The following is a 13,009-nucleotide window of genomic DNA, read 5'->3' as shown; positions in this document are numbered from 1 at the left end:
GTGGGGATTTTAGGTTGGACACCGAACTTGCCCTGACGGTAGAGCTGGCGCCAGTTGAACAGCAAATTGTCATTGATACCGTTATCCCGTGCCAGCTTGGCAATGGATACGCCGGGCTGGAGCGCCTACTCAACCAGCTTAATGTTAAAATCCAGCGAAAAATTGGGACGACGTCTTGAGGGTTTTGGTGGGGTTTGTTTCATGAATTGCGCCCATTAAAAAAATAATGGACATCATCTTCAATAACTTGATGGAGAATTAACAGACGGCGCGGGGCGTACGCTTACGTCCGAGGTACTGCGGGTCGTGGGCTGCTCAACTTTTTCCTGCTTGTCGTCCGAAGGGGCGGTATCCGTCGCCTGGTAATCCATCGGCGTCATTGCGCCCTCCAGCGGCAGCGCCGCCTCGAACGAAACGGGATCGGTTTGGGTGGCTTTATCGGCGGTGGCGGGTTTTTCCGCCGCTTCGCCGGCGAGGGTGGCCCGCGCTGGCTCGACGTGCTGCAGGGACAAAACAGCGATGAGGGTCAATAACGTCCTGGTGAATATCGGTTGTCGCATGCTCTTCTCTCCGTAGTGTATTCCCGGCAGAGCATGCCCTGGCGTCCTGATTGCCGCTACCGCCCGCGATGAAAAACGCAACAGGCCGCGAAAGCGGCCCGTTGGATTTGCACAGTTAACGGTAGTGTTGCGGTCAGTGTCGCGTTATTGCATCTGCGCCGCCGAGCCCATTTTGATTTTCGCCGCCGCGCGCAGGTTCGCCAGCAGCGCATCAAACGCCACGCCGGTCATCCCTTGATTCAACTGGTCCACGAATGCTTTGCGCTGCTGCTCATCAAGCGATCGCGGCGTAACGCTATCCAGCGCAATCAGGACGATGTCCCCCTGCGCATTGGTGGCCATGCCGTAGCTGCTTTTGCCCTGCGGCGGCTGCGGCAGCATGAATACGGTTTGCGCCAGCGGATCGCCCTGGTTGGCTGAGTCGAAATACTGCACGGCGCTGAAGCTCAGTCCGGCGGCCTGCAGCGCCTCGGCGCCTTTATCGTTGCCCTGCTTCAGGGCGGCGAGCGCTTTTTCAGCATCCACGCGGGCCTGCTCTACGGCTTTCTGGCGCTTCACTTCCTGCTCAACCCGTGCGCGCACATCCTCCAGCGACTGCACATGTTCGGGACGGTGATCGGCAATACGGATGACGAAAGCACGGTTGCCGTCGACGGTGATCACATCCGAATTGCTGCCCAGCGCCCCATTGCTTCCCAACAGCATCCCCTCGAACAGCACCTGTTTCACCGCGTCGTAATTAAGCGCCGCGGGCACGTCATCCCGGCTGAACCAGTCGGTCTCTTGCGCCTTGATGCCGGCGGCGGCTTCGGCCGATGCCAGCGTCTCGTTATCGTTGCTGGCCGCATCGCTCACTTTTTGCTGCAGCGCATAATAGGCGTCGATGGCTTTCTCCTGTTTCACCTTCGCCGTCACCTCATCATTCACCGCGCTCAACGGGCTGACTTGCGCCGGCGCTACATCGTCCAGACGGACGATGATGAAGCCCACCGAAGATTTAATCACGCCCGACAGCTGGCCTTTTTCGCTCAGGTTAGCCTGCTTCAGCTCGTCGAGGCTATCGCTGTCGCTTATCCAGCCGATATCGCCGCCGTTTTTCGCCGAGACGACATCGGTGGAGTGGGCTTTGGCGAGGGCGGCGAAATCGGCGCCCTGCTGCAATTGTTTCAGCCAGTCATTAGCGTCGTTTTCGGTTTTGCTTTGGATGATGCTGTAGCGTTTACTCGCGGGGACGGTGAATTGATCATGGTGCTGATCATACCAGGACTGGATCTCTTGTTCGTCGACGCTGGTTTTCGCCTGCATCGCTTCAGTGTCCATCGGGATATAGCTTACCTTAAAGGTTTCCGGCGACAGGTACTGGTTTTTGTGCGCGTTGTAGCTGGCCTGGATCTCATCGTCGCTCGCGATTTGCTTCGCCGCCAGCGCCGCGATATCAAAAGTGGCCAGACGTGCGTCACGGGTTTGCACGGCCACCGCCAACAGTCTGTCGGTTTCCGCCGGCAACAGGAAGCCGGTGCCGCCAATGCCCTGTATGAGCTGCTGGATAAGCAATTGTTTGCGCATCAGCACGGCGTACTGATCCGGCGACAGCCCCATGTTGCCTATCAGGGAGCGGAATTTGGCGTTATCGAATTTATCCTCGGTGCGGAAAGCAGGGATGGCGAAGATCGCCTGTTTGATTTGATCGTCGCCGATAGCCAGTCCCAGCTTATCCGCGTACTGATCCAGAAGGGTTTCATCAATCAATTGCGAGAGCACCTGCTGGCGCATGTAGCCTTCATTGGCCGCCAATTGGGAGAACTGTTCACCCATGGATTCCTGCTGGCGGTTACGTTCGTTCTGCACCGCCTGCTCCAGCTGCGCACGGCTGATTTGCTGACCGTTCACCTTGGCGGCGTAGTCGCCATCGCCGCCGATAAGATAGTTGCCTACCCCGGTCAGCACGAATGAAACAGCAATAAGCCCCAGAATAATTTTGAGCACGACGTGATTAGCGGCCGCGCGTAAATTGTCCATCATGGTGTGACAACACTCCGCTGTAAATGAATGAAATCTCTGCGCCGGTAAACGGGCTGCCCGCCTGCTGTAGCTCCCCGGAGCCGCTGCGCGTTAACGCTATTTCTCTGACAACGCCAACCCTGCTCTGTCAGCCAATCCAGAAAAAAAAGCGCATCCTGATGATGCACCTTGTATTCTACCCTACCCGTCTGACTGCGTCAGGTATTAGTTGACGCATGCGAGACCGGGAAAGTGATCAGTTCACCGCGTCTTTCAGCCCTTTACCGGCACGGAAGCCCGGTACCTTGGCGGCGGCGATGGTGATCTCTTTACCGGTTTGCGGATTGCGGCCGGTACGGGCGGAACGCTCGCGCACGGTGAAGGTGCCAAACCCGACCAGCGCAACGTCATCTCCCTGCTGCAGCGACTCGGTAACCGAACCAATGATTGCATCCAGCGCACGTCCGGCGGCCGCTTTGGAAATATCAGCACCTACGGCAATTTTGTCGATCAGTTTTGACTTATTCACTTTTTCATCCCCTCTTGAATTCTCATGTCGCGGCGGATTTTTCCTTAAACGCGACAGCGCAGCTGTTATATCAAACCCAGTATGCCGGAGCAGACTAAACCTGCCCGCTGCCCCGACCCAACAGCTCACTAACTTAACGGTACAAAAAAAGGCTGGCAAGTCCGAATTGGCCTGCCAGCCCCTTTTTATTACTGGTTTATTTTACATAAACCCCTTATTTTACCGCTTCGGGCGCCACTTCAATGCTGAAAGGGGCATTCTGCAGCGCCAGATTCAACACCTCGTCGATGCGCTGAACCGGATGAATATCCAGGTCGTTAATCACATTGGCCGGCATATCTTCCAGATCCCGCTTATTCTCGAACGGAATTAGCACGGTTTTGATACCGCCGCGGTGCGTCGCCAGCAGTTTTTCCTTCAGGCCGCCGATGGGCAACACCTGACCGCGCAGGGTAATCTCCCCGGTCATCGCCACGTTGGCCTTGACGGGATTGCCGGTCAGGCATGACACCAGCGCGGTACACATCGCGATCCCGGCGCTCGGGCCGTCCTTGGGGGTGGCACCTTCCGGCACATGCACATGGATATCGCGTTTTTCATAAAAGTCGGGATTGATCCCGAGCTTGTCCGCACGCGCCCGCACCACGGTCAGCGCCGCCTGAATGGACTCCTGCATCACCTCTCCCAGCGAACCGGTATAGGTCAGTTTGCCCTTGCCGGGCACGCACGCGGTCTCGATGGTCAGCAGATCGCCGCCGACCTCGGTCCACGCCAGACCGGTCACCTGGCCGATGCGGTTTTCCCCTTCCGCGCGTCCGTAATCGAAGCGCTGGACACCGAGGAAGTCCTTCAGATTGTCGGCGCTGATGGTGATATGTTTCGTGCTCTTATCCATCAGCAGGGTTTTCACCGCCTTGCGGCACAATTTAGAAATTTCCCGCTCCAGGCTGCGCACCCCGGCTTCACGGGTGTAGTAGCGGATAATTCCCACCAGCGCGCTGTCTTCCACCGTCAATTCGCCTTTCTTCAGGGCGTTGCGCTCAAGCTGCTTAGGCAACAGATGCTGTCGGGCGATGTTGAGTTTCTCGTCTTCGGTGTAACCCGACAGGCGGATCACTTCCATACGATCGAGCAGCGGCGCCGGAATATTCATTGAGTTGGAGGTGGCAACAAACATCACGTCGGAGAGATCATAGTCCACTTCCAGGTAATGGTCGTTGAACGCCACGTTTTGCTCGGGATCCAGCACCTCCAGCAGCGCCGCCGCGGGATCGCCGCGCATATCCGACGACATCTTGTCGATTTCGTCGAGCAGGAACAGCGGGTTTTTCACGCCGACCTTGGACATCTTCTGGATAAGCTTGCCCGGCATGGAGCCGATATAAGTACGACGGTGCCCGCGGATTTCCGCCTCATCACGCACGCCGCCCAGCGCCATGCGCACATACTGCCGGCCGGTGGCCTTGGCGATGGATTGGCCGAGCGAGGTCTTACCTACCCCGGGCGGGCCTACCAGGCACAGGATCGGCCCTTTGATTTTACTGACCCGGCTCTGTACCGCCAGATATTCCAGAATGCGGTCTTTGACGCGTTCGAGCCCGTAATGATCCTTATCAAGCGTCTCCTGCGCCTTGACCAGGTCTTTTTTGACTTTGCTGCGCGCATGCCAAGGCACCGACAGCATCCAGTCGATGTAGCCGCGCACCACGGTCGCCTCGGCGGACATCGGCGACATCATCTTCAATTTTTGCAGTTCTGCCTCGGTCTTTTCCCGGGCTTCTTGCGGCATTTTGGCCGCCTCTATCTTGCGCTTCAGCGCCTCGTTTTCATCCGGCGCATCGTCCATCTCGCCCAGTTCTTTCTGAATCGCCTTCATCTGCTCATTCAGATAGTACTCGCGCTGGCTCTTTTCCATCTGCTTTTTGACACGATTGCGGATACGTTTCTCCACCTGCAGCAGGTCGATTTCCGACTCCATCATCGCTATCAGGTACTCCAGCCGCTCGGTCACATCTGCCATTTCCAGCACCGACTGCTTGTCGGCCAGCTTCAGCGGCATATGGGCGGCGATGGTGTCGGCCAGACGGGCGGCATCATCGATACTGTTTAACGAGGTCAGCACTTCGGGAGGGATTTTCTTGTTCAGTTTGATATAGCCTTCAAACTGATTGATGGTGGTACGCACCAGCACTTCCTGCTCGCGCTCATCCAGTTCGGGCGCGTCAAAATAGTCCGCCTCGGCGGTGAAGTGATCGCCGCTGTCCGCCAGCTCCTTGATACGGGAGCGGGTCAGCCCTTCCACCAGCACTTTGACCGTGCCGTCGGGCAGTTTAAGCATCTGCAGAATGGACGATACCGTCCCGACTGAAAAAAGATCGTTAATACCCGGCTCGTCGGTTGACGCTTCTTTTTGAGCCACCAACATGATTTTTTTATCACTGTCCATGGCTGCTTCAAGACACCGAATCGATTTTTCCCGGCCGACAAACAGTGGGATGACCATGTGCGGATAGACCACCACATCGCGCAGAGGCAATACGGGAATTTCTATGCGTTCGGAACGCTCAGCATTCATAGAGCTCTCTCTTAGTTTAGCTTCCGCCAGGTTTGTGGGATGCGCAAAAACTCGGCTTTTGCCAGTTTCAACAATTAGGTATTTGAGTATATGGGGTCGAATCGCTTACATTCAACGGCAGCCGGTAATGAAAAAAACGGGGGATAAAATCCCCCGCCTGGACGCTCTCAATCGGTGCAAGCGCCGCACGACACCCCCGTTACTCGCCGGAGGCCTGCTGCGTTTCGTGCTTACCGTAGATAAGCAACGGCTCCGATTGGCCGGCGATGACCGCTTCGTCGATCACCACTTTTTCCACGCTATCCTGGGAAGGCAGTTCGTACATGGTTTCCAGCAGCGCGCCCTCCACGATGGAGCGCAGGCCGCGGGCGCCGGTTTTGCGCGCCATGGCTTTTTTGGCGATGGCGGTCAACGCTTCGTCTCGAAATTCCAGCTCGACGCCTTCTAAGTTGAATAACGCCTGATACTGTTTGGTCAACGCGTTCTTCGGCTCGCGCAGAATCTGAATCAGCACTTCTTCGCTTAACTCATTCAGCGTCGCCACGACGGGTAACCGGCCGATGAATTCCGGGATAAGGCCGAACTTAATCAGGTCCTCCGGCTCCACCTGCGCCAGCAGTTCGCCTTCGGTGACTTTCTCCGAACTGCCTTTAACGGTGGCGCTAAAGCCGATGCCGCGGTTGGTTTCGGTGCGCTGCTCGATCACTTTATCCAGGCCGGCGAAAGCGCCGCCGCAGATAAACAGGATTTTCGAGGTATCCACCTGCAGGAACTCCTGCTGGGGATGCTTGCGCCCGCCCTGCGGCGGCACTGCGGCCACGGTGCCTTCTATCAGTTTCAGCAGCGCCTGCTGCACCCCTTCACCGGAGACGTCGCGGGTAATGGAGGGGTTATCCGATTTACGGGATATTTTGTCGATCTCATCAATGTATACAATACCGCGCTGTGCTTTTTGCACGTCGTAATCGCATTTTTGCAACAATTTCTGGATGATGTTTTCCACATCCTCACCCACATACCCGGCTTCGGTCAGGGTCGTGGCGTCGGCCATGGTGAAAGGCACATCCAGGAAGCGTGCTAGCGTTTCCGCCAGCAAGGTCTTGCCGCTGCCGGTAGGGCCAATCAGCAAAATATTGCTTTTGCCGAGTTCGATGCCGTTATTGGTGTCGCCATTGCGTAAACGCTTATAGTGGTTGTACACCGCCACCGCGAGCACTTTTTTGGCTTTTTCCTGACCGATGACATAATCGTCCAGGTGGTGACGGATTTCATGGGGCGTCGGCAGCGCGCTACGTTTACGGTGCGGCGCGACCTCTTTTATCTCTTCGCGGATAATGTCGTTGCATAAGTCGACACATTCATCGCAGATATACACCGACGGCCCGGCGATCAATTTCCGCACCTCATGCTGGCTTTTACCGCAGAAAGAGCAATACAGCAGCTTTCCTGAACCGTCTTTGCGCTTATCTGTCATCAGTAAACCTCTTTCTTTCGTCTTTGTCCCGCAGGCCAATCAGGGCGGCAACGCGACGACTGAACTCAAAACCGGTCGCCGGAAGCGCTGACGCTTCCGCACGACGCACTACATTAACTATAGCCTATCCGTTCCCGCCATTAAGCAATTACGCGCGCTGGCTCAATACGGAATCCACTAATCCATAGTCTACCGCCTCAAGCGCGGAGAGGAAACGATCGCGTTCGGTATCACGCTCTATTACTTCAAGAGGCTGGCCCGTATGTTGCGCCATCAACTCATTCATCCGTGCTTTGACCTTCAGGATTTCCCGGGTGTGAATTTCAATATCGGTGACCTGGCCCTGGAAGCTGCCCAGCGGCTGATGGATCATGACCCGCGAGTTGGGTAAGCAGAAGCGTTTGCCCTTGGCGCCGGCCGCCAGCAGGAAAGCGCCCATGGAGGCGGCCTGCCCCATGCAGAACGTGCTGACATCCGGTTTGATGAACTGCATGGTGTCATATATCGACATCCCGGCGGTAATGACCCCGCCCGGCGAGTTGATGTACAGATAAATATCTTTTTCCGGGTTTTCCGCTTCTAAAAACATCATCTGCGCGACGATCAAATTCGCCATATGATCTTCGACCTGGCCGGTCATGAAGATAATCCGTTCTTTCAACAGGCGCGAAAAGATATCGTATGAACGCTCTCCGCGTGAAGTCTGTTCCACCACCATCGGCACCAGAGCCATATAGGGTGCAAAGTTATCTTGTTCGCCACTGTATGACATTATCGTCTCCTAGAAATAAAGCTTTCGGCGCCTGGGTTTCCGATTTTACGTGAGATGCGGCGTCATCGCCATGTCCCAAGATGTCGCCGGTCCGCTGGAGGGTTTTCGGCCCCTCTTCCGCCAGCGCAGCAGTTTCTCCCTTTCCCCTCTAGTTGGGGGAGCGCTGCGCCCTTTTTAAGGCCGCAGCGGCATTATTTCAGCGCCGGACGTTGCCGGGTATTCCCGCGGCGCACCCTATTTTTAACACTGCTTACCCTTTAAATATAGCGCTATTTATCACCGTCAATAGTATGAAAAGCTTATACAAACAAAAAGCCTGCCACCGCAGGATGACAGGCTATAGGGATGACGTGATGAGCCTTGGGACCGCGCGCGGGCCCGACGACGACGACGATTACGCCGCGCTCGGCTGGTTCATCAACTCGTTGAAGCCGGTTTCTTTTTCCGTCACGCGCGCGTTGGCCAGCAGCGCTTCAACCGCCTGTTCTTCCAGCGCCACGTTACGCATGTTGTCCATCAGCTCTTTATTCTTGCCGTAGAACTCGATGACTTCCCTCGGATCTTCGTAGGCGGACGCCATTTCTTCAACCAGCGCGCTGACGCGGGCTTCGTCCGCTTTCAGTTCATGTTTGCGGATGACTTCGCCCAGCAGCAGATCAACCTTGACGCGGCACTTGGCCTGTTCTTCAAACAGCTCGCGCGGCAATTCCAGCGCCTGCTTTTCGTTGCCGCCGAAACGCTGTGCCGCCTGGCGTTTCAGCACGTCGATTTCACCGTCGACCAGCGCCGCGGGAACGTGAATGTCGTTCGCGCTAAGCAGACCGTCAATTACCTGTGTTTTCAAGCGGTTGCGCACGGCGTTTTTCAGCTCGCGCTCCATGTTTTTACGCACTTCGGCGCGCAAACCTGCCAGGGTGCCGTCTGCAACGCCGAAACGCTTGATGAAGGCTTCATTCAGCTCCGGCAGTTCACGTTGCTCGACTTTTTTCAACTCAACGGCGAACTTCGCGGCTTTGCCTTTCAAATTTTCGGCGTGGTAGTCTTCCGGGAAAGTGACGCTGATGTCAAAGCTTTCACTCGCTTTATGACCGATGACGCCCTCTTCAAAACCGGGGATCATGCGGCCCTGGCCCATGGCCAGCACAAAGTCGGTGGCTTTGCCGCTCTCAAACGCTTCGCCGTCAATGGTGCCGGTGAAGTCGACGGTGACGCGGTCTTCCGCGCCGGCGGCATCAGCGGTTTCTTTCCAGTCGGCCTGCTGTTTGCGCAGCGTTTCCAGCATGGTGTCGACATCGGCGTCCTTCACTTCCACCTGCGGTTTTTCGACCTCAATGGTGTCCAGCCCCGTCAGTTCCACTTCGGGGTAAACTTCAAACTCCACCGCATAGCTGAAATCTTCACCGGTCTTGTATTCGCCCGGGACATAATTCGGCGCGCCCACCGGATTGATTTTTTCCTGGATAATGGCGTCGACAAAGTTACGCTGCATCAGGTCGCTCAGCACGTCCTGACGGACGGAGGCGCCATAGCGCTGCGCAACGATATTCATAGGGACTTTCCCTTTACGAAAGCCGTCGATGCGGACTTTTTTGGCGACGTTCACCAATTCGCTTTTCACCACTTGCTCAATCGTGTCATCGGCAACGGTAATGTTTACACGGCGCCCCAGGCCTTCAGTGGTCTCAACAGAAACTTGCATCTCGTTACCTCAAAAAATCACAGTGCTCGATCAACGCCAGAAGCCGTTTTCAAAGAAGCGGTCATCCAGGTCCACTGACGTGAAAATGGCCTCTTAAGATCCGGGTGGTCTGAGGAATCAAAACCTGTTGCCCGTCGTCGTCAGAAGCATCCCGAATACCTTCCGGAAATATAAGACGCGGCATTATAGCGAGATAGGGTTTATGAGTCGAGGACGGCGCGTAAATTGCGCCGTGCGCGAGCGCAGAGGGGGGGAAAAGGCCGGCGGGTCGGTTCACCGCCCATCCGGCCCGTTTACCCTGTGCCGATAGGGCTCAGCCCGTCAGCCCGGCGCCGCGGCAAGGGGGGGAGGCCTGCACCGCATCCTGCAGTCCTTCCCACTCTTTGACCGTGTAGGTGTGCAGCGCCAGCGCATGCACAGGCCCCGCCAGCTCATCCGCCAAAACGCCGTATATCGCGCGATGGCGGCTCAGGATACGCTCGCCGTTGAACCGATCGCTGACCAATACCACTTTGAAATGACTCTCAGAGCCCGCCGAGATATTATGGCGGTAACTTTCATCCACCACTTCCAGATACAGCGGAGTGAACTCTGCCCTGATTTTTGTTTCTATTTGCTCGCGAATCATCATCTCTTCTCCTCAACGCCAGGCAGAGCGCTTTGCTCCGTCAGTTAAAATTTTAGCAGATTATTCTTTGACGCCTAGCCTTTAAGCGACAAATTTCGCGCTCGACGACCCTTGCTGTCCCGCGCGGGGGTGGCGCACAGCCGGGGGGCGTTTGCCCGCGCGAGGCTGCAAAATGTCCGGTAACGTAAATTAGCGCTATTAGGGGCTTACCCCTCCCGTTGGCGATGCTATGATGAGGCCATTTTCCCCTTCCCTATCCTGATGAATGAGAAAGCATATATGCTAAAAAAATTACTGATGCCGTTGGTGGCCTTATTGTTGCTCTCCGGCTGCGCCGCCAGCACCAATACGCTGGATATTTCCCCGAAGATTCAGCTGCCGCAGCAGGATCCGTCGCTGATGGGCGTCACCGTCAGCGTTAACGGCGCCGACCAGCGGCCGGATCAGGCGCTGGCCAAGGTCAACCGCGACGGCCAACTGGTTACCCTCACCCCGTCGCGCGATCTGCGTTTCCTGCTGCAGGAAGTGCTGGAGAAACAGATGACCGCCCGCGGCTACATGATTGGTCCAAACGGCACCGTGGATTTGCAGATCGTGGTCAATAAACTCTACGCCGATGTGTCCGAAGGCAATGTGCGCTATAACATTACCACCCGGGCGGATATCTCCATCATCGCCCAAGCGAAAAACGGTAACAAGCAAGTGAAGAGCTACCAGTCGGTCTATAACGTGCAGGGCGCTTTCCGCGCCACCAATGACAAGATCACCAGCGCCGTGGACAGCGTGCTGGCGGATGTGATCAACGATATGGCCAACGACAGCAGCGTCAATAGCTTCATCAAGCAAAACGCGCGTTAATTTTCTCCGTTCACCCGCCTGCCCGCGGCGCCGGGCAGGTTAACCCGAAAGCCGTTTATGCCCATGACATCCGTTCGACTTGCCACGCTCACCCAGCGCCGTTCCCTCATTTTGCTTTGCCTCCGGTTTGCCCCTGGCGCTTACCTCCGGCACGCTACAGGCCTGGATGACGGTAGCCGGTTTGGATCTGAAAACCATCGGTTTTTTCTCGCTGGTGGGTCAAGCGTACGTCTTCAAATTTCTCTGGTCGCCGGTAATGGATCGCTACAGCCCGCCGCTGATGGGCCGTCGTCACGGTTGGCTGGTGATCTGCCAAGTGCTGCTCATACTGGGTCTGCTGGCGATGGGTACCCTCGATCCGGCGCGCAATCTGGCGTGGTTGACGGCGCTTGCGGTATGGGTGGCGTTTTGCTCCGCCTCGCAGGATATCGTGTTCGACGCCTACAAAACCGATCTGCTGCCGTCGGAGGAACGCGGCACCGGCGCCGCGGTCTCGGTACTAGGCTATCGCCTGGCCATGCTGGTGTCCGGCGGCCTGGCGCTATGGCTCGCTGATCGCGGGCTCGGCTGGCAGGCCACCTACTGGCTGATGGCCGCGTTGATGTTGGTAGGCTTGGTCAGCACCCTGCTGGCGCCGGAGCCGGACCAGGCGATACCCAGGCCGGCCAGTCTCGAGCAGGCGGTGATGGCGCCGCGGCGCGACTTTTTCGGCCGCGATAACGCCTGGCTTATCTTGATGCTGATTGTGCTTTATAAACTTGGCGACGCTTTTGCGCTCAGCCTGAGTACGACTTTCCTTATTCGCGGCGTGGGATTTGACGCCGGTTAGGTCGGTATGGTCAATAAAAGCCTGGGCTTATTGGCGACGATTGTCGGCACGCTGGCGGGCGGGCTGCTGATGCAGCGGCTGTCGCTGTTTCGCGCCCTTTTGCTGTTCGGGCTCCTGCAGGCGGTCTCCAATGGCGGATACTGGGCGCTAGCTGTGACCGATAAACACCTTTGGTCAATGGCCGCGGCGGTATTTGTCGAAAACCTGTGCGGAGGCATGGGCACCGCGGCGTTTGTCGCGCTACTGATGACGTTGTGCAACAAATCCTACTCCGCCACCCAATTCGCCCTGCTGTCGGCGCCGGCCGCCGTCGGCCGGGTCTATGTCGGCCCCCTCGCTGGCTGGTTCGTTGAACTGCACGACTGGGCCTGGTTTTACCTGTTCTCCGTCGCCATTTCATTTCCCGGTCTGGGCCTATTGATGCTGTGCCGCACCACGTTGACCGCGACGCAGCGGACCGGCGATTTCCTGCGGCGCGGCCATTTCAGCGCCGGTTATCGCCTGGCGCAGCGCCTGCTGGCGGCCGGTGGCGCGCTATGTGCCGGCGCGCTGGCGCTGCTGCTGGCCAAGGCTGCAGGTATGACCGCGGCCGGCGCGATGATGAATTTATGTTGGGAAATAGGTGCCGTTCTACTCACAGTGAGTATACTCATGGGATGCGTTCTCGATTATCGCGCGATGAAACGATCCCGGCCGCGGCGTCATGGTTAAGCCTGACGATGTCCAGGTCCGGCGCGACGGGGAATAACGCTCGCCGGCGACAACGGCCGGGTTATTGGCTTATTACTCTTCTCGCTAAAGGTCATTTTTTATTTATGTCGCAGGAGTGACAGTTTATCACCTCTACTATTTTACAGGGTGCGTATTTGTAGTTTCTTTGTCAAAGAATGATATTGATTTGTTAACGTGATGATACAGATCCCGCGCCGTTATTCTTTCCGTTAGCGGAATCGAGGTTTTTCGACGGTTAATTCTCTAATCCTTTGTCGCGATTAATATTTTGTCATCATTCCCTACAGGTGTGACACGCCTGGCAGAACGCAGAAACATGTTTCTGACATAAGCTTAAGCATATTTACAGTAC

The 13,009-nt window shown here is 56.6% G+C and carries 9 protein-coding genes and 2 pseudogenes; 2 read left to right on the top strand and 9 right to left on the bottom strand.

Translation table 11 applies throughout. The features are described from left to right. From ACMX3H_RS04690 to bolA, 9 genes and pseudogenes are all read right to left on the bottom strand, one after another. Positions 1–173: pseudogene (locus tag ACMX3H_RS04690) on the bottom strand (transposase); the annotation flags it as partial. Between the two features lie 66 nt (positions 174–239). Further along, on the bottom strand, positions 240–560 hold the full coding sequence (locus tag ACMX3H_RS04685; RefSeq protein ID WP_415209984.1) for a hypothetical protein: 321 nt from the start codon (positions 558–560) through the stop codon (positions 240–242). Positions 561–704: 144 nt separating this feature from the next. Further along, complete coding sequence (gene ppiD, locus ACMX3H_RS04680; protein ID WP_415209983.1) at positions 705–2,582, bottom strand: peptidylprolyl isomerase; 1,878 nt, start codon at positions 2,580–2,582, stop codon at positions 705–707. 235 nt (positions 2,583–2,817) lie between these two features. Continuing rightward, positions 2,818–3,147 (bottom strand): nucleoid-associated protein HU-beta, encoded by a 330-nt coding sequence (hupB, locus tag ACMX3H_RS04675; protein ID WP_415209986.1) that lies wholly within the window; start codon positions 3,145–3,147, stop codon positions 2,818–2,820. 157 nt (positions 3,148–3,304) lie between these two features. After that, a complete protein-coding gene (gene lon, locus ACMX3H_RS04670; protein WP_415209982.1) occupies positions 3,305–5,665 on the bottom strand; it encodes an endopeptidase La in 2,361 nt (786 codons plus the stop codon). Between the two features lie 199 nt (positions 5,666–5,864). After that, positions 5,865–7,139, bottom strand: a complete 1,275-nt coding sequence (gene clpX, locus ACMX3H_RS04665; RefSeq protein WP_415209981.1) for an ATP-dependent protease ATP-binding subunit ClpX — start codon at positions 7,137–7,139, stop codon at positions 5,865–5,867. Positions 7,140–7,287: 148 nt separating this feature from the next. Further along, positions 7,288–7,911, bottom strand: coding sequence for an ATP-dependent Clp endopeptidase proteolytic subunit ClpP (gene clpP / locus ACMX3H_RS04660; RefSeq protein ID WP_415209980.1), 624 nt, complete (start codon positions 7,909–7,911; stop codon positions 7,288–7,290). Positions 7,912–8,305: 394 nt separating this feature from the next. Continuing rightward, positions 8,306–9,610 (bottom strand): trigger factor, encoded by a 1,305-nt coding sequence (tig, locus tag ACMX3H_RS04655; RefSeq protein WP_415209979.1) that lies wholly within the window; start codon positions 9,608–9,610, stop codon positions 8,306–8,308. A 313-nt stretch (positions 9,611–9,923) separates the two neighbouring features. Next, positions 9,924–10,241, bottom strand: coding sequence for a transcriptional regulator BolA (bolA, locus tag ACMX3H_RS04650; RefSeq protein ID WP_415209978.1), 318 nt, complete (start codon positions 10,239–10,241; stop codon positions 9,924–9,926). A 276-nt stretch (positions 10,242–10,517) separates the two neighbouring features. Between bolA and ACMX3H_RS04645 the strand changes: the two genes are divergently transcribed. Together ACMX3H_RS04645 and ampG are read left to right on the top strand one after the other, a co-directional pair. Continuing rightward, the gene (locus ACMX3H_RS04645; RefSeq protein WP_415209977.1) at positions 10,518–11,096 is read left to right on the top strand and encodes a lipoprotein; all 579 of its coding nucleotides are present in this window, start codon (positions 10,518–10,520) and stop codon (positions 11,094–11,096) included. A gap of 79 nt (positions 11,097–11,175) precedes the next feature. Then, positions 11,176–12,636: pseudogene (gene ampG / locus ACMX3H_RS04640) on the top strand (muropeptide MFS transporter AmpG). Positions 12,637–13,009: the final 373 nt, after the last annotated feature.

Origin of the sequence: Sodalis sp. (in: enterobacteria) (genome assembly GCF_047607725.1) — a bacterium.
GTDB lineage: Bacteria > Pseudomonadota > Gammaproteobacteria > Enterobacterales > Enterobacteriaceae > JBLKSS01.
This window is presented reverse-complemented; position numbering and strand designations above follow the sequence as displayed.